18 protein-coding genes and 1 tRNA gene are annotated in these 17,606 nt (G+C 56.5%); 5 read left to right on the forward strand and 14 right to left on the reverse strand.

What is annotated here, in order from left to right; all coding sequences use genetic code 11:
• A partial coding sequence (locus tag ACIQ20_RS12905) for a Glu/Leu/Phe/Val dehydrogenase family protein (protein ID WP_395780910.1) occupies window positions 1-486 on the forward strand: 486 nt, incomplete at its 5' end.
• On the opposite strand, the gene ACIQ20_RS12910 is transcribed toward ACIQ20_RS12905, so the two are convergent.
• On the reverse strand, window positions 470-1,324 hold the full coding sequence (locus ACIQ20_RS12910; protein ID WP_395780912.1) for a sterol desaturase family protein: 855 nt from the start codon (window positions 1,322-1,324) through the stop codon (window positions 470-472). The two genes, ACIQ20_RS12905 and ACIQ20_RS12910, sit on opposite strands and share 17 nt — an antisense overlap.
• Window positions 1,325-1,357: 33 nt before the next feature.
• Here ACIQ20_RS12910 and ACIQ20_RS12915 point away from each other — a divergent pair, with 33 nt between their 5' ends.
• A complete protein-coding gene (locus tag ACIQ20_RS12915) occupies window positions 1,358-1,747 on the forward strand; it encodes a Rieske (2Fe-2S) protein (protein WP_395780914.1) in 390 nt (129 codons plus the stop codon).
• Window positions 1,748-1,753: 6 nt separating this feature from the next.
• Here the strand turns inward: ACIQ20_RS12915 and ACIQ20_RS12920 are convergent, their stop codons facing one another.
• The 13 genes from ACIQ20_RS12920 to cmk all read right to left on the reverse strand — a co-directional run bounded on the left by ACIQ20_RS12920 (window position 1,754) and on the right by cmk (window position 14,922).
• Window positions 1,754-2,806: a C13 family peptidase gene (locus ACIQ20_RS12920; RefSeq protein WP_395780916.1), complete on the reverse strand. Its 1,053-nt coding sequence runs from the start codon at window positions 2,804-2,806 to the stop codon at window positions 1,754-1,756.
• Window positions 2,807-2,866: 60 nt separating this feature from the next.
• Window positions 2,867-4,045: a thiolase family protein gene (locus ACIQ20_RS12925; protein ID WP_395780918.1), complete on the reverse strand. Its 1,179-nt coding sequence runs from the start codon at window positions 4,043-4,045 to the stop codon at window positions 2,867-2,869.
• 31 nt (window positions 4,046-4,076) lie between these two features.
• A complete protein-coding gene (locus ACIQ20_RS12930) occupies window positions 4,077-5,504 on the reverse strand; it encodes an aldehyde dehydrogenase family protein (protein WP_395780920.1) in 1,428 nt (475 codons plus the stop codon).
• Entirely contained in the window at window positions 5,501-7,084 is a 1,584-nt protein-coding gene (locus ACIQ20_RS12935) for an FAD-binding oxidoreductase (protein ID WP_395780922.1), read from the reverse strand. Before ACIQ20_RS12935 ends, ACIQ20_RS12930 begins: the two co-directional genes overlap by 4 nt.
• 12 nt (window positions 7,085-7,096) lie before the next feature.
• Window positions 7,097-7,753: a hypothetical protein gene (locus tag ACIQ20_RS12940; RefSeq protein ID WP_395780924.1), complete on the reverse strand. Its 657-nt coding sequence runs from the start codon at window positions 7,751-7,753 to the stop codon at window positions 7,097-7,099.
• Window positions 7,754-7,818: 65 nt separating this feature from the next.
• Window positions 7,819-8,661 carry an acetyl-CoA carboxylase, carboxyltransferase subunit beta gene (gene accD, locus ACIQ20_RS12945; RefSeq protein ID WP_395780926.1) on the reverse strand — a complete coding sequence of 281 codons (843 nt, stop codon included), beginning with the start codon at window positions 8,659-8,661 and terminating at the stop codon, window positions 7,819-7,821.
• An 11-nt stretch (window positions 8,662-8,672) separates the two neighbouring features.
• Window positions 8,673-9,488, reverse strand: a complete 816-nt coding sequence (gene trpA / locus ACIQ20_RS12950; protein WP_395780928.1) for a tryptophan synthase subunit alpha — start codon at window positions 9,486-9,488, stop codon at window positions 8,673-8,675.
• Entirely contained in the window at window positions 9,488-10,699 is a 1,212-nt protein-coding gene (gene trpB, locus ACIQ20_RS12955; RefSeq protein ID WP_395780930.1) for a tryptophan synthase subunit beta, read from the reverse strand. Before trpB ends, trpA begins: the two co-directional genes overlap by 1 nt.
• A gap of 19 nt (window positions 10,700-10,718) precedes the next feature.
• Window positions 10,719-11,357, reverse strand: coding sequence for a phosphoribosylanthranilate isomerase (locus ACIQ20_RS12960; protein WP_395780932.1), 639 nt, complete (start codon window positions 11,355-11,357; stop codon window positions 10,719-10,721).
• 72 nt (window positions 11,358-11,429) lie between these two features.
• A complete protein-coding gene (gene mscL / locus ACIQ20_RS12965; protein ID WP_395780934.1) occupies window positions 11,430-11,828 on the reverse strand; it encodes a large-conductance mechanosensitive channel protein MscL in 399 nt (132 codons plus the stop codon).
• A gap of 126 nt (window positions 11,829-11,954) precedes the next feature.
• Complete coding sequence (gene ihfB, locus ACIQ20_RS12970) at window positions 11,955-12,251, reverse strand: integration host factor subunit beta (protein WP_346381284.1); 297 nt, start codon at window positions 12,249-12,251, stop codon at window positions 11,955-11,957.
• Window positions 12,252-12,430: 179 nt separating this feature from the next.
• A complete protein-coding gene (gene rpsA, locus ACIQ20_RS12975) occupies window positions 12,431-14,128 on the reverse strand; it encodes a 30S ribosomal protein S1 (protein ID WP_395780936.1) in 1,698 nt (565 codons plus the stop codon).
• 161 nt (window positions 14,129-14,289) lie between these two features.
• The gene (gene cmk / locus ACIQ20_RS12980) at window positions 14,290-14,922 is read right to left on the reverse strand and encodes a (d)CMP kinase (protein WP_395780938.1); all 633 of its coding nucleotides are present in this window, start codon (window positions 14,920-14,922) and stop codon (window positions 14,290-14,292) included.
• Window positions 14,923-15,098: 176 nt separating this feature from the next.
• On the opposite strand from cmk, the gene aroA reads away from it, so the two are divergent.
• The 3 genes from aroA (at window position 15,099) to ACIQ20_RS12995 (ending at window position 17,368) form a co-directional block, all read left to right on the forward strand.
• Complete coding sequence (gene aroA, locus ACIQ20_RS12985) at window positions 15,099-16,400, forward strand: 3-phosphoshikimate 1-carboxyvinyltransferase (protein WP_395780940.1); 1,302 nt, start codon at window positions 15,099-15,101, stop codon at window positions 16,398-16,400.
• A gap of 77 nt (window positions 16,401-16,477) precedes the next feature.
• Window positions 16,478-17,026 (forward strand): TIGR02300 family protein, encoded by a 549-nt coding sequence (locus tag ACIQ20_RS12990; protein ID WP_395780942.1) that lies wholly within the window; start codon window positions 16,478-16,480, stop codon window positions 17,024-17,026.
• A 266-nt stretch (window positions 17,027-17,292) separates the two neighbouring features.
• Window positions 17,293-17,368 (forward strand) — tRNA-Ala (locus ACIQ20_RS12995).
• Window positions 17,369-17,606: the final 238 nt, after the last annotated feature.

Below are 17,606 nucleotides of genomic sequence, written 5' to 3' on the forward strand. Positions count from 1 at the left end.
GAACTCGCACGCCAGTTGGGCCAAGAAGGCGCAGATGTGTTGGTTGCCGATGTTGACCCAGCCCGCGCCCAAGCAGCGGCGGCAGCAGCAGGCGGGCAGGTTGTAAGTGTAGAAGATATTCTCTTCGCAGACGTGGACGTTCTGGCCCCCTGTGCTCTGGGCGCTATTCTCAATGACGCGACGATCCCCGCCCTACGCACCAAAATTGTATGCGGGGCAGCCAATAATCAATTGGCAGAGCCGCGCCACGGCCTTGCGCTGGCAGAGCGCGGAATTCTCTATGGGCCTGATTATGTCGTTAATGCTGGGGGCATCATCAATGTCGCCTATGAAGTGTCGGGCAATTACGATGCCGCCAGAGTGATCGAGCACATTCAGCGGGTGCCGAAGACGCTTGAGCAAATCTTCGAAGAAGCAGCCGATGAAGGTCTAACGCCAGACGTGGTTGCAGACCGGATGGCGCAACGCCTTATTGGACGCTCGTAGGTTTAGGCGACGCATTTTCGGTCTGTTGCCGCTCAGAAGGCATAAGGGGGTAAAGCCACTGACCCAATAAATTGGATGGCATATCCCGATCTGTCAGGCCCAGATTCATCGGCTTTTGGTCCTTCGGCATATAGAAGGTGCCAAACATATGGTCCAAGAACGAAAACGTCGCGGCGAAATTCTTGGACCCGCCTTCATCCGCACCTGTATGGTGCCAACGGTGGAACACCGGGCTTGCAAACACATGTCGGAAGGGCCCAAACGTCCAGTTCAAATTGGCATGGACCATGGTGGAGTAAAGCACGTTAAACGGCGCGAGGAAGGCAATAGAAGCAGGTGGGAATCCCATCCAAAGCGCCACTGCATTGGCGAAAATGCTGTGGAAGATCAGATTAATCGGATGAAAGCGTACAGAATGTAGCCAGTCGAGTGTTTCCGGCGCATGATGGATCGCATGGTAGCGCCACAAGGCATTGGAGTGAAACAGGCGGTGCGTCCAATAGAGCGATATATCGGTGACGATCAGTACACCTAGCGCCTGCAGCCACAACGGCCAGCCCGCCAACCACGGCGCACCAGTCTTGCTCCATTCGACCGCAGCATCCATATTACCACCAAACAAGATAACATAGCCAGCAATGATGAAGAGTCCGCCGATCCAAGCATAAACGGCAGGGCCCAGCATCCAATAGCCAATATCCATCCAAATATCGCGTCGGATCGGGCGGGGCGTTGGATCAAGAGGGAAAAGACTTTGCAGGAAGCCGAACAAGCAGGCGCAAATCAGAAGCCAGACGGCTGGATAGACGAAGGGCAAACTCACAATGTCGTTCAACATAACGCTTCCTCTTGTGCGGACCCACTGACTCCAGTGCCAACACCGCCGAACCATAGTCCAGAGACACTTAATCCGCCGTTAGCGTCATTGCGAAAATGGGAGCTGTCAGACGGTCAAATCCTCGGGCTAGACATAACGGAAGGGCGCGCCCAAAGACGCATCATCGTGATCCGACGTGGGGATAAGGTAACCGCCTTCGAGAACCGCTGCCCTCATGCCGGCTGGCCTCTAGACACGTTTGACGGCAGGTTTCTGACAACCGAAGCGGGTGGCCTGATCTGCGCCGCCCATATGGCGGTGTTTGATTCGCGCAGCGGTGCTTGTTTGGGAGGGCCGGGTCAAGGACGTGGTCTGACCCGATTGGCTGTTCAGTCCGATGGCGAGCGCTGGCTGATTAGCAGCCTAGCTCTCCCAGCTGCCTAAGGCCGATCAAGGCTTAGTCAAAAGCGGTGCAGGCTTTGACCGCTCTGGCGGCGGGGGTGGAGTCCCAAAGGCGGGCATGCCCTTGGGCTGGCCCGCGACCTTGGGAACCTTTGCATCGATTTTATCCATCCAAGCAATGGCTTGCGGGCCGAGGTCAATCTGCGGGTTAGATGGATCAAGCCGTGACGCCACTTCCCATTTCGTGATCAAGGACCGGGCCTGTGCAAAGGCATCAGGCAAAGGGATCGGCTGGCGCAGAGCTTGGTTGATCAAGGCGTCGCCAAAAAAGGTCCAATCATTCTCTGCACGGCAGCCAAAGGAAGGCTTCTGCGCCGATGCTGCTGTCAAAATGATGGTCGATTCGTTTTGCAAGGCCGGTACAAAGATACCGGAGTAGCAGGCTGATAGGATAACAAGCCGGTTCTTGAAACCGGCTTCATTGAGGAGCGCGGCTAAGCGTGTCGGAGCGATATTGCCACCAGCGCGATCGCCATCGCGGTAATTCAGCCCTGTATTCCAATGACCGTGCGTCGTGATGAACAGTGCCAACACGTCTTCTTGCTTGTTCATCACCTCGGCCACATGGCCTAGCGCTTGCGCCAGATGATCCGGGCTGCCATCTGGCACGACGGGGTCGGTTGCAGAGCCTGACGCCCCCTTGCCATTGGCCATAACGATCACACGTCCTTCGGCGTCATAGCGACTGGCAAGCACGCGGGCCGTTTCAGCCGTTTCGCGACCAAACACGCCATCGCTATCGAGGCCAATGGCAACCACATAGACATCAACAACGCCTTTGCGCTCTGGCTTTAGTCGAGCCAGCGCACTGGTCATGGCGCGGGTCTGCCGCAATGTCTCAGATGGTCCATAGGGCTCGGTTACGATCACGCTGCCCTTCTGCGCAGCCTCTCGCTCACGTCTTTCTTGGATGGCGCGCGGATTGGCAGGCTGATAGCCATAGCTTTGAGCCATCGCCTGCTCCGTCAGAGCCAAAGGAGGTGCTAATCCCGCAATCAGGCCCAATCCCAAACAAAGTCCAAAGCGCAGTGGAGTCATCATACCCAAGTATCAGCGCGCAAAGGCGCTTCTGTCCAGCCGATCGGCGCGATTTTTAGTGAGTCACGTGCGTTGAAGGCAGATGGCGGTTGCCTCACCGCCGCCAATGCACAGGCTGGCGAGCCCACGTTTGGCACCGCGTGCTTCCATCGAAGCGATCAGGGTCGCGATGATGCGCGATCCCGAGGAGCCAATTGGATGCCCCAAGGCACACGCCCCGCCATTCACATTCACCTTCTCATGAGGAATCCCAAGGTCCTTCATGGCGATCATTGGCACGATGGCGAAAGCTTCATTGATCTCCACAAGATCAACATCCCCAATAGTCCAGCCCGCTTTAGCCAAAGCCTTTTGCATGGCTTTGACGGGGGCAGTGGTGAAATAGGCTGGCTCATGGGCGTGGGCGGCACTCGATACAATCTCCGCCAAAATCGTCAGGCCCCTCGCTTCTGCCTCGGACTTGGCCATCAGGACGAGAGCAGACGCGCCATCGGAAATAGCAGAGGCATTGGCAGCGGTGACCGTGCCATCCTTGGTGAAGGCAGGCTTGAGGCCGGGGATTTTTTCAGGGCGGGCCTTGGCAGGAAGCTCGTCGCGGTCAACGACGGTGTCACCGCCGCGTCCGCTGATGGTGACAGGGGCGATTTCCCGGGCGAATGCGCCTGAAGCCGTTGCTGCTTGGGCGCGCTTCAAGGTTTCCAACGCATAATTGTCTTGAGCCTCGCGGGTGAATTGATACTCACCAGCCACTTGGTCTGCATAAAAGCCCATGGGCTTGCCTTCAAAGGCATCTTCGAGCCCGTCCAACGCCATATGATCGAAGATCCGGTCATGGCCATATTTGACACCGCCGCGATGGGATTTCATCAAATGGGGAGCGTTGGACATGCTCTCCATCCCACCGGCGATGACGATCTTAGCTTCGCCCGCTTTGATGGCGTTAGCCGCCATGATCGTGGCCTGCATGCCAGAGCCGCACATTTTGTTGAGCGTGGTTGCCTCAACGCTTAAAGGAAGGCCAGCCTTTAATGCTGCTTGCCGGGCGGGGGCTTGGCCTTGGCCAGCAGGCAGAACATTGCCCATCAAAATCCAGTCGACATCTGCGCCAGCAATTCCTGCTTCGGCCATCGCGGCCTTGACGGCAACGGCACCCAATTCATTGGCGCTAAAGCTGCTCAACTCCCCCAAAAGGCCGCCCATAGGCGTGCGGGCCAAACCGACGATAACAACGGGGTCTTGCATGGGGTGTTTCCTTTTTTGATGGGTAGCGACTTCAGGTCTCTTCAGAATAAGCACTCAAGGGCGTCACGTCACCCCTATTGGCGATCAAGGCTTTCCGGCGGCAGAAGCGCTGAAAGCCCGCAGGACCCATGCGCGATCCACCAAGCCCACTTGCCTTGAAGCTTTGCTTTTCAGCTTCGTAGAATTGGCTGGTTAGTGCAGCATCATTGAGGCTGATGGCCCCCGCCTCAATTTGTCGACCAATGGCTTCAGCCTCCGCCAAGGTTCCCGCGATCACGGCGGCTGATAAGCCAAACTCGCTATCATTGGCCAAATGAATGGCCTCCTCCACCGTATCAAATGCCATAACCGGCATGACCGGACCAAAGGTCTCTTCGCGCATGAGGGCCATGGAGTGGTTCACATCGACCACCACCGTTGGCGCAATCCAGTCGCCGCCCAAATGATGCTCGACCACACCGCCCGAGAGAATTTTCGCGCCCTTGGCAACAGCATCGGCCAATTGAGCGGCAATGGTCTCGGCCTGTTTGCCAAAAATCATAGGACCAATCTCGCCCACATCCCGGTCTGGCTGATTGAAGCGGGCCGCCTTGGCCGCCCCGACCAAACGCGCGACAAAATCCTCATAAAGAGACCGGGCGACATAAATGCGCTCAATCGATTGGCACGCTTGGCCTGTCGACAGAACTGACCCACGCAAGGCCGCGGTGGCAGCACGATCTAGGTCGGCTGTTTCTGTGATGATTAGTGGGTCCTTGCCGCCCAATTCCAAGAAGGACGCGATCAAGCGGCCTGCGGCTTGGACGGCAACCTTTTTGCCAGTGGCCACAGAACCGGTAAAACAAATGGCATCGACCACATCGATCAAGGCGATGCCCGTTCCCCCATCCCCCAGAACCAGCTGAAGGACGCCATCGAGAGCAGGGACTTCAGCGATGGCCGCCTGTAAGGGCATTACAAAACGCGGCGTGACTTCCGAGGGTTTAATGATGACGCTACACCCCGCCAGAAGCGCCGGGATGGTATCGATCATCGATAAAGTCACAGGAAAATTCCACGGGCTGATCACGCCTACCAGCCCATAGGGAACCCATTGCGGCGCATGGGCCATGCGCGGGTCAAAGCGGCCATCCGTCCATGTGGTCGGCAACAAATGCGGTGCTTGAGCAGCCCAGCCCCCAAGGCTCGCCAACGCGCCTTCAATCTCGCGCCGGGCAATCTTGCTCCGCCCTGTATCCTCTGCCAGTGCGGCGTGAATGGCGTCAAAGTGGCGGATAATGGCCGCCTGCAGTGCCAGAAGCGCTTGAGCCCGCCCCTCCAGCCCCAAGGCCTGCCAAGTTGGCTGCGCAGAACGGGCACGCGATGCCAGTGCTTGAACCGCTTTGGCGTCTGCAGCCTCAAGCGTGAAGTCCACTTCGCCCGTGCGCGGGTTTTTAACGGCAAGGTCGCGCGTGCTCATAGGCCTAATACCCCGGGATTCATGCGATGATCAGGATCAAGATGGGCCTTGATCGCCTTGAGAAGCGCCAACGTGACTGGCTCGCGGGTTTGCGCATACCGATAGGTGCGGCCGATTTGGAAGTGCGTCGCGCCAAAACGTTCGAAAATGTCGAGAATCTTCCCGCGGAGTTCATCGACCAAGGCCGCATTGTCAGCATTTGCTGGCAGTTTTGGCACCTTAGCGAGGTAAGACGGCTCCAGCGTGGTTTCATGAATGCCATAGCGGGCATCTGGCCAGAAAAAGACAGGCTCAATCAAAAAGCCATTGGTGCTGAGGGTTGTCACCAGATAGCCGCTCGTCATGCCTCTGGCCTCAAACGCGGGACCAAAAGACCCAAACAAATTATCCAATTCCTGCCAGCAGGCCTCGCCTTGCGACAAAGGCACAATGCCATGGATGGGCACCCAGCGTTCACCATCGGGGCCAAGGATATTGTTTAGAGGGGTAAAGGGTGCCGCGCGCATCGCCTTTGGAATGGTATTCTCAATCTCGCGGCCACCTTGTCCCTTCATTAGGTCGCGCAACGTGCGGGCGGCGTCCTCGACTTGGGCGGCGGAAGCACCTTCGGTAATTAGGTGCACGGTATAGCCTGCATCATCCATGAAACCGCGCCCAGCCAAGGCCATTTTGGCCCCCTGTTTCACGCCTTCAAATACGTTCTTTTGTGCACCCATGACGGCGGCCAAGGTCTTCACATCCTGCAGCAGACTGGCGCGCCGCATACGGATCTTGGCTAAACTAGGATCAAAGGCGCAAACCTCGCAGGCGAGATTGGTGCGCGCGACTGCGGCCGTGGCGCGCGCCGTTGAAGCCAAATCAGGCATGGCAAAGCTCAAATGCGCCTCGTGTGCCGGGGCCGGTATCAGACGCAAGGTGATTTCTGCCTTGATGCCTAGCGCGCCGCAATCGCCGCAGAAAAGACCGGCGAGGTCCGGTCCATAGTGTTTGAAGAATGGGCTACCGCCGGTCGTCCCCGCGCTGCCAGTTCGCAAAATGCTGCCGTCAGCCAGAACCACCGTCAGACACGTGACGCTCTCCGACGTCGTTCCCCAGATACCCGCGCCAAAGAAGGCGTTCAGTTGGGATAGACCACCGCCAATGGTGGAGCTAAGGCCCGACAATGGGCCCCAGAACGGGGTCCGCAGGCCAAGTGGCGTCAAGGCCGCCTGCAAAGAGGCCCAAGTGGCCCCGGCCTGCACAGTCACGAGCATGTCTTCGGCGCTGACCGAAAGGATTTGATCCATCCGCCGCATATCGATAACCACAGCACCAGCCTCTTCGGTAACAAAGCCAGACGTATAGCTCATGCCACCACCGCGCGGTACGATGATTGCTCCCGCCTGATGGGCCGCCTCTAAAACCTGCGACAATTCATCGAGATTGGCCGGCGCCACAACCAGACCCGCTACACCACCTTGGCTGAAAACATCCTCACTCATAGCGCGGCATGTGGCTTCGTCGCGGGCGACATAGTCCGCCCCAATCAGCTGTGCCAGACGGTCAGCTAAAGCCATGTGGTGGAGAGCGGGTTCAGCCATGGTCAGGATCCTTCATAGCGGTTTAGCTAAGCCCAAAAAGGCTGCGACCAGCAAGAGCAGCCAAATGGTCACCACCAGCGGGCGGCTTTCATCTAGAGCGCGGGCAATCTCTGCGTCGGTTTCTGGGCTTGCGCCTTCTTGCACAAGCCGACCAAAGGCTGGCCCAAACCGGACCAAGGCGCGGCGGATCAACAGACCACAGAGGATCGTGGCGGCAAGGATCGCGCACTTGAGCTTCAGGAAGAGAGGCAAGCCGGGTGTATCGGGCCAGAGGTTCAGCGCCAGCACGGCTAAGGCCACGATAATCGCCCACCGAATGACAAGGTCAGCTCTTCGAAATATCGATGCTGGGCTTAGATGCCGGACATGCAGCACCCAAGCTAGCGCGAGCCAGATAAGGCTAGCAACCCAAGTTAAGGCAAGACTTACAGGCCCTAGCACGAGCCATCCTTTTAGGGCCGCCAAGGTCAGACCCGTTGGCAAGGTGAGGATCATCGCGGTGCGCGGGGCCATATCGACTTGCGCTAGAACTTGCGCGGCTGCCACGCGCGCCGCTGGGGATTGCTTCACATTGGTCAGAATGGTGGAACTATAAAACACACCCAAATCGCCGCCTAACCAATAGACGAAGACCAAAAGATGCAAGAGCGTGAAAAGGGCTAGGTCCACTTCGGCGTCGATCCATTCAAATGATATATTTCTATATCAATTAATCGGATCCATCCGCAAGCCGACTAAGCCCGCAACAAACCCAAAATGCGCGCCAAAGTGGCTTTGAGTTCACGCCGGTCGACCACGATGTCCACCATGCCATGCTCTAACAGATACTCGGACCGTTGGAAGCCCGGTGGCAATTTTTGGCGAATGGTTTGCTCAATCACGCGCTGTCCGGCAAAGCCGATCAAAGCGCCGGGCTCTGCAATATGAATATCACCCAGCATCGCATAACTGGCTGTGACGCCGCCTGTCGTGGGGTCCGTCAGCACAACAATATAGGGCAAGCCTGCACGGCGCAGTGCGTCAATTGCCAAGGTCGTGCGCGGCATCTGCATCAAGGACAAAATGCCTTCCTGCATCCGCGCACCACCCGCAGCGGTAAAGCAAATCAGCGGGCACTTACGCTCCAGCGCTTCGTGAGCCGCCTTAATGAACGACTCGCCAGCGGCCATGCCAAGCGAGCCCCCCATGAAGCTAAAGTCCTGTACCAAAGCAACGGCAGGACTGCCACCGACTTTGCCATAGCCAATCGCCATGGCATCGTCGCGGCCCGTCTTCGCGCGCGCATCTTTCAGACGATCAACATAGCGCTTGTCATCTTTAAACTTCAGCGGGTCTTCCACCACTTTGGGCGTGTCGATCGCCAGCCAGCTTTCGCCATCGAACAAATAGCGAAAGCGAAGTTCAGGTCCAATCCGCATGTGGCGGCCTGAAGGCGTCACCCATTGGCTGTTTTCCAGATCGACGCGATAGAGCATTTCGCCGCTATCGGGATCTTTGACCCAAAGATTATCAGGTGTTTCGCGCTTTTGTAGAAGCTTATTTATGCCCGGGCGGATGCGGTCGATCCAGCTGTTCATACCTGTAGCTCCTAGCGGGCTTGCGCAATGGCGTGCGACAAGGACTGACAAAACATGGCAGCTGCTTGTGCAGCGTCGCCGCCAGTTTCGTGCGCGCTGGCGATCACGTCAACCAGGGCAGAGCCAACCACCACGCCATCGGCGATCTTTGCCGTGCGGGCAGCCGCTTCTGGCGTCTTAATGCCAAACCCGACCGCAACTGGAAGACCGGAAGCTTTGCGAACAGCGGCGACAGCTTCGGCGATATCTGCGGTTTCAATCGCCTTATCGCCCGTGATACCTGCGACAGAGACGTAATAGACAAAGCCACTGACGCCCGCGACAACGGCAGGCAAGCGCTTCGCATCGGTCGTTGGGGTGGCAAGCCGGATGAGTGCCAAATCACTTGCCTGCATGGCAGCGCGCAAATCGGCATCTTCCTCGGGCGGTGCATCTACAATGATCGCCCCATCAATGCCCACTTCGGCTGCATGGCGCGCAAAAGCGTCATAGCCCATGGTCTCAACCGGGTTGAGATAGCCCATCACGATCAAGGGCGTTTCAGGATGTTTTTGACGGAATTGGCTGACAAGTGCCATCGTCTTGCGCAAGGTCGTACCATTTTTCAGAGCGCGAATGCCAGCGCGCTGGATCGATGGGCCATCGGCCATCGGGTCTGTGAACGGAAAACCCAGCTCGATCACATCGACACCTGCGCCAGGTAAAGCGTCTAGAATGGCGGCACATACCTCCAAGGAAGGATCCCCTGCCATGACATAGGCAACCAAGGCGGCACGGTTTTCGGCTTTAGCGCGCGCAAAGGCATTCGAAAGACGTCCAACTGGCATTAGATCTTCGCCCCTAAAGCATTGGCGATGGTGAAAATGTCTTTATCTCCACGGCCACAAAGGTTCATCACCACGATGCCTCCCTTGCCGACATCCTTGGCAATCTCACCGACGCGGGCCAAGGCATGCGAAGGCTCCAGCGCTGGCAGAATTCCTTCAAGCCGTGCACAAAGCTGGAAGGCTTCAAGTGCTTCATCATCGGTCGCCGATAAATAGGTCGCCCGGCCCGTGTCTTTCAAAAACGCATGTTCTGGGCCAACGCCAGGATAGTCAAGGCCCGCCGAGATCGAATGCGCGTCAATGATCTGGCCATCGTCATTCTGCAAAAGATAGGTGCGATTACCATGCAAAACGCCAGGCCGTCCGCCGGTCAAAGCCGCCGCATGCTGGCCTGTTTCAATGCCGTGGCCAGCCGCTTCCACGCCATAAATCTTGACGCTTTCGTCTTCGAGGAAAGGATGGAACAGGCCAATGGCGTTAGAACCTCCACCGATGCACGCCACCAACGCATCTGGCAGCCGGCCTTCGCGTTCCAACATTTGCTGCTTGGTTTCCCGCCCAATCACAGATTGGAAGTCGCGAACCAATTGCGGATAGGGGTGTGGGCCCGCGACTGTACCAATGATGTAGAAGGTATCGTCCACATTGGTGACCCAATCGCGCAGCGCTTCATTCATCGCATCTTTTAGCGTCGCAGTACCGGCATCAACGGGGCGGACTTCCGCGCCCAACAGCTTCATCCGGAATACATTCGGGCTTTGCCGCTCCACATCGGTGGCGCCCATATAAACGATGCAGGGCAGACCAAAGCGAGCGCAGACGGTCGCTGTGGCAACGCCATGTTGGCCGGCACCAGTTTCGGCAATAATACGTGTCTTGCCCATCCGCATCGCCAAGAAAATCTGGCCCATGCAATTGTTGATCTTGTGCGCCCCGGTGTGATTGAGTTCATCACGCTTAAAGTAGATTTTCGCCCCACCGAAATGGTCGGTCAAACGCTCAGCAAAATAGAGCGGACTCGGACGGCCAACATAATCACGCAAGAAAACGTCCAAGGTTTCTTGGAAGCTTGGATCTGCTTTAGCGTCTTCATAGGCTTGCTGCAGCGCCAAGATGTTGGGCATTAGGGTTTCAGCAACAAAGCGACCGCCAAATTGGCCAAAGCGGCCTTGCGCGTCGGGATAAGAACCCCAGGAATTACGTGCGTCCATCTTGTTTAGTGATCCATTCTCAGTCGTTCAAAGCTTGCATGAAGCTGGCGATCCGTGCGCTATCCTTTAAGCCCGGCGCGCGCTCAACACCAGAGGAGACATCCACCAAGGGTGCACCGGTTTGCCGCACGGCTTCTGCGATATTCTCAGGATTAAGGCCACCCGAAAGAAACCACGGCACAGGGCTTTGGAACCCCTGTAGGATTGTCCAGTCAAACACTTGGCCGAGGCCTCCGGGTCTTGTCGCCCCTTTTGGGGCTTTGGCGTCAAACAAGAGATAGTCGACGACATCGAGATAGGGTTTGGTCTGCTCTAGGTCTTCGCGCTGCGAGATACCAAAGGCCCGGATGATACCGACACCGCGCGCCTTAATGGCCGCACAGCGCTCCGGGCTCTCCCCACCTTGCAATTGCAAGAAGTCTGGCCCCAAATCGGCTATAACTTGGTCTAGCAGCACATCATCGGGATCAACCACAACCGATACTGTCCGCGCCATCCCTGCTGCCATTTTCGCAAGCGGCTTGGCGTCAGTTGGCAGAATATGGCGGGGACTTTTGGGAAAGGTCACAAAGCCGATAAATGCCGCGCCACAGGCCAAGGCATCGCCGACGGTTTGGCGATCAGACAATCCACAAATTTTAGCTTGGGCAAGGCGCATGCGTGCTCATGTAGAGCGTTCAGCCACAAAGCAAAAGCGTACACTGCCGCAATTGGGCTTTCGACCTCAGCTTTATTTTATTAAGAGATCGCGGATCTCTGCCAAAAGCTCTTCTTGTGTTGGCCCAGCAGGTCCTGCTGGGGCAGGCGCACGCGCTTTAGCACGATTATAGGCTTTCACGACCAAGAAAAGGACAAAGCCGACAATCACGAAGTTTAAAGTCGCAGCCAGAACATCGCCATAACCGATCGCGACTTCTGCTTTCTTTGTGGCTTCATCGGCCGCCTGCAGCACAATCTTCATGCCAGCCAGATCGACCCCACCGGTCAAAAGCCCAACAACTGGCATAATCACCTTGTCGACAAAGGCTGAAACAATCTTGCCGAAAGCAGCACCAATGACGACGCCGACGGCGAGATCGATGACGTTTCCGCCAGCAATAAAGGCTTTGAACTCATCGGCGATGCTCATACTCAGGTCCTTGTACGCACTGTTGGCCGAACGCGGCGCACCCAATTTAAGGGTCCACCGCGCGTTGACGAGGGAAAAATCTATTGGATAAAGAATCAAGCGCGCCAATAAGGCTGCGCCAAACGCTTATTCGCCAGGATCGACACCGCCATTTAGGCGCGCGCGCAATTCCTTGCCAGCTTTGAAGAAAGGTGCGTGCTTGGCATCAACGGCCACGCCTTCACCGGTGCGTGGGTTGCGACCCTGACGTGCCCCGCGAGAGCGAACCGAAAATGCTCCGAACCCGCGCAATTCAACGCGGTCGCCACTTTCCAATGCTTTGGTGATCTCTTCGAGAACGGTATCGACCACGCGCTCGACATCCCCATGAAATAGATGCGGATTCTCGGTAGCTAATTTAGCAACAAGTTCAGATCGCAACATATGGGTCTGTTCCTCAGTTAAACTCTATTACCGCCATATAACAGCAAAAAACCACCCGCGCGCAAGCCTTCTTAAGGAAATTTGTCTTTGACCGAAAAGAAAAAAAGGCCAGAGCGATGCTCTGGCCTTTCTTTAAAGCTGTATTTGTTTGGGGTGTTCTTAGACCACCGCAATCAACTTTAGTCGTTTTGTTCCTTTTGACGCAGCGCTGCGCCAAGGATATCGCCCAAAGATGCGCCGGAATCGGACGATCCAAATTGGCTAATGGCTTCTTTTTCTTCAGCCATTTCAAGAGCCTTGATCGAAACCGAGACTTTACGCGTTGCTTTGTCGATTGCCGTTACGACGGCATCCACGCGGTCACCAACAGCATAGCGCTCTGGACGCTGTTCTGCGCGATCACGCGAGATGTCCGACTTGCGAACAAAAGCTTTCATGATGTTGTCCGGACCGATCGAGACTTCGATACCGCCCGAAGCAATTTCGGTCACGGTGCAAGTCACGGTTTGGCCGCGCTTCAAAGTCTCAGTTGCGAATGGATCAGACGAGACCTGCTTGATGCCGAGCGAGATACGCTCTTTCTCAACGTCCACATCAAGAACCTTGGCTTCGACCATGTCGCCGCGCTTGTAGTTCTTGATGGCTTCTTCGCCAGCTTGGTTCCAGTCGATGTCCGACATGTGAACCATGCCGTCCAACTCTTCATTGACGCCCACGAACAGACCAAACTCGGTGATGTTCTTGATTTCACCAGTGAGGGTCGAACCAACTGGGAATTCAGTGACAAACGCGTCCCAAGGGTTGGGTTGAGCTTGCTTCATGCCCAGCGAGATGCGGCGCTTGTCGCCATCCACATCGATCACGATCACGTCGACTGGATCGCCAGGGTTGACGATCTTGGAAGGATGCAAGGTCTTTTTGGTCCAAGACATTTCGGACACGTGGACCAAGCCTTCAACGCCAGATTCCAATTCCACGAACGCACCATAATCGGTGATGTTGGTGATGACGCCCGAATAACGCGCGCCAACTGGATATTTGGCTTCTGCCCCATCCCAAGGATCTGACAGCAATTGCTTCATGCCCAAGGAGATACGCTGGGTATCTGGATTGATCTTGACGATTTGAACTTGAACCGTGTCGCCCACGTTCAGCACTTGGCTTGGGTGGCTGATACGCTTCCAGCTCATATCGGTGACGTGCAACAGACCATCGACGCCGCCCAAGTCCACGAACGCACCGTAATCGGTGATGTTCTTGACAACGCCATCGCGGATTTCGCCTTCGGCCAGACCTGCAACGATTTCGGTACGGGCTTCTGCGCGGTCGAGTTCGAGGATCGAACGACGCGATACCACGATGTTACCACGTGGGCGATCCATTTTCAGGATGCAGAAAGGCTGGACAATGTTCATCAATGGACCGACGTCGCGCACGGGGCGGATGTCGACTTGCGAACCTGGCAAGAAGGCGTTTGCGCCACCGAGGTCAACCGTGAAGCCACCCTTCACGCGGCCAACGATCGCACCATCAACCGATTCACCGGTTGCAAACAGCTTCTCAAGACGGCCCCAAGCCTCTTCCCGGCGGGCCTTCTCGCGGCTGACAACGGCTTCACCAAGCGCGTTCTCAATCCGGTCGAGGTAAACTTCAACTGTGTCATTGACCTTCAAGGACGAACCTTCAAGACCAAATTCGCGCACCGGAATGCGGCCTTCGGTCTTCAAGCCAATGTCGACCAGAACGAAATCGTTTTCGATCGAAACAACGGTTGCGGAAATGACTTTGCCTTCGGTCAAGCCACCACGGGCACCAAAGGATTCTTCAAGTAGTGCCGAGAAATCGTCCCGGCTCGGGTTAAGGAGCGTGTCGCTCATGTGTGTATCAGTCTCCGAATAGATGAAAGCAGGCCTGCCGGTTGGCTCCGGCGGTCTTGCCCGAAAGGTCCTGCGGCCTTCGGGCCTCACGTCTTACAACGCATCATTTTTGCATGTTTAATGCAGATCACACGATTGTTTGAATTTCGAGGAAAGCTTGCCTAGCTTTTGGCTAAACGCAACTGTTCCACGATCAATCGGGCTTTATCCACAGCCGCCTCTATACTCAGACCAGTCGTATCGAGCAAGTGGGAGTCTTCAGCGGGCTTTAAAGGCGCATCTGCGCGCCCGGAATCGCGGGCGTCGCGTTCAAGTGTTTGCGCCAGCATCGTCTCGAAGGAAATAACTTCCCCGAGTGCTTCCAGTTCCATCTGGCGGCGGCGCGCGCGCTCTTCAGGGCTGGCCGAGACATAGAGCTTTACATCGGCTTCTGGGCACACCACCGTGCCAATATCGCGGCCATCGAGCACCGCCCCACCTGCCTGCAGGGCAAAATTGCGTTGCAGGTCGAACAAAGCCTGCCGCACCGCTTGATTGGCCGCCACGACAGAAGCCGCCGCGCCCACCTGCGCCGTGCGCAAGTCAGCGTCTTCAATCCCGCCCATCGACAGGTTCCTCGCGACTTCGGCGGCGATGTCGGCATCTTGGGGTGCCTGACCAGCAGATAGGAGACGATAGGCCACGCCCCGGTAGAGCTTTCCTGTGTCCATATGGGGCAGGCCATAAAGCTCTGCTAAGGCCTTCGAGATTGTACCTTTTCCAGCAGCCAAGGGGCCATCGACAGCGATAATCATGAATTGGGTGCCCGTTGACTAGGAATTGGGGTGTCTGGTTTCGGGCGTGGTCCTATCAAGCTTGTCTGTCACTGCCAAACAGCAAATGCAACCGGACTGGCACATACCCTCTAAATCAAAGCACTCATGCCGCAATGTGCCTTTATTTTGTATGCCTCCGACCTTAAGAAGCGCTGATGGAAACCTTGTTCATCCCCAGCTTCAAAGCCCCAGCCCGCGGCACCGTGACGGTACCGGGCTCTAAGAGCATCAACAATCGGGCCTTGCTGTTGGCGGCCTTGGCACAAGGCCAGTCGCTCCTAACTGGCGCACTCGACAGCGATGATACCCGAATTTTTGCAAGCTGCCTGAACGCTTTGGGCTTTAAAGTCGCCCATGATCCAGCGACATCGACCTTCACGGTTGCAGGCTGTGGCGGCCAATTGCCAGCACCCAAGGGTGGCGCGGCAGACCTATTCGTCGGCAATGCCGGTACCGCCGCACGCTTTCTTCTGGCCTTGAGTGCACTTGGCCTTGCCCCTGTCCGGTTTGACGGGGTCGCCGCCATGCGTAAGCGCCCCATGGGCGAGCTCTTGGATGTGTTAGAAGCCCAAGGTGCCAAAATCAGCTTTGAGGGCATGCATGGCCACTTCCCTTTGAGTCTTCTGGGCTCTGGCCTGCCAGGTGGTCACCTCGAACTTGACCCACAGCGCTCTAGCCAACAGGTGAGCGCCGCCCTGATGGTCGCCCCTTTTGCCAAAGCCGACACTGACCTTGTGCTGACCGGCCCCATCGTGTCTGAACCCTATATCGCGATGACGATCGACATGATGGCCGATTGGGGGGTGACCGTCGAGCGGCCAGAGCCTCAGCGGCTGCGCGTCGCAGCCGGTCAAACCTATCAAGCCAAGGCGCGCTATCCGGTCGAGCCTGATGCCTCTAGCGCGTCTTATTTCTTTGCCGCCGCCGCCGTCACCGGGGGGCGGGTTACCATTCCTGGGCTTTCGCGCCAAGCGCTGCAGGGAGATGCCTTATTTGTCGATGCCTTAGCCGGGATGGGCGCGACGGTTGAGGAAAGCACTGCTGGCCTAACAGTGACTGGTCCTGCCCAACTCCACGGCCTCGAAATCAATATGAATGCGATTTCCGACACGGCACCCACGCTTGCTGCCATCGCCTCCAACGCGTGCAGCCCCGTCTTGATCACGGGGGTTGAGCATATGCGCTGGAAAGAGACTGACCGGGTAAAAGCAATGGCCACCCAATTGCGCGCCATGGGTGCGGATCTGGATGAACGCCAAGACGGCCTGTTGATCCGGCCCGCTAAACTAAAACCTGCTCAAGTCGCGACCTATGATGACCACCGCATGGCCATGTCACTGGCGATAGCGGGTTTGGCCAATGACGGGGTTACGATTGAGGACCCGGCCTGTACCTCTAAGACGTTCCCAACCTTTTTTGATGTTTTGGGCCAGTTGCGCAGCCAATCTTCCGCCTAATTACATTGGACTGCAGCATAGGTTTTGACAGCGTCCCTCTAACGTGGCAAGCGCTGCGCCCTTAGATTACCTTCCCAATGTGGCGATCGGCCAGTGGAGCCCCAACAGTGCCTAAAATTGACCTTGGCGAAAAACAATTGTGCCCCGCCTGCGGCGCAAAATTTTATGACTTACACAAACGGCCTGCAGAGTGCCCAAAGTGTTCCAATGTGTTTGATCCCGATGATGAGGCCGTCAAAGCCCGTCGCGCCAAAGCACGTCTGACCGCGTTTGACCCCAAGTTGGCTGCAGCCGCGGAAGAAGACGACGAAGATGCACCCGCAAAAGTCATCGATCCCGATATGGACGAGGACGAAATGGAGCATGAAGAAGTCACAGCAGAGCTTGATGCATCTGCGGTTGACCAAGCGCCACTCGAACTCGATGACGATGAAGAATCTGACCCGATCAATCAAGGCACCGGCGGCGCAGACGTGCCCGAAGGCTTCTCCGAGCAAGAGTTGGATGATGATGATCCAACAGCCGGCGACGATGAAGTGCCCTTCCTGGAAGATGACGAAGACCTCATCGACGACGATCTGGGCGACATCCCAGGTCCAGACGATGATGACATCGACCCCCGCTAAGGCGTAAAGCCCGCGCCAGCCTTGGGCGCGCAACACGATAAAAAGGCCCGCCCTCGCCGCTATCCGTGGTGAAGGCGGGCCTTTTGCGTTTCCAGCCCCTTGTTTGACAAGAAAAGCTGGATGGAAGAGACGGCTGATATCGCCTGCTGCAGCGCCGCTGCGACGCCCGTCTTGATCCCCTCCGCCGAGACGTCTATACGCGGCCCTCTTGTGGGTTCGGTGGAGCCCACAACTCGATCCGTTTGGACTAAATTTCCAAACCAGATGGGGCCATAGCTCAGTTGGTAGAGCGCTTGAATGGCATTCAAGAGGTCAGGGGTTCGACTCCCCTTGGCTCCACCATTTTTCGTTATAAATCAATATATTAATCTTCCAAAGAGTGAGGCTTTTTGCCATTTCGTATCCAAATCGGTTTGCGTTCAAGAGGTCAAGTTTTTACCTTCAAGCCCAGCTAATACAAACGGCCGGGTCGTGATTTGTTAAAGCTTCAATGCGCGATTCAAATCTTCATGTTCAAAAGCAGTCGCCATTCGGCTTATTTCTGATGCTTTAGCACCGACCTCGACTGCAATCACGCGCC

Source organism: Aquidulcibacter sp., assembly GCF_044346625.1.
In the GTDB taxonomy this organism is placed as follows: Bacteria; Pseudomonadota; Alphaproteobacteria; order Caulobacterales; family Aquidulcibacteraceae; genus Aquidulcibacter.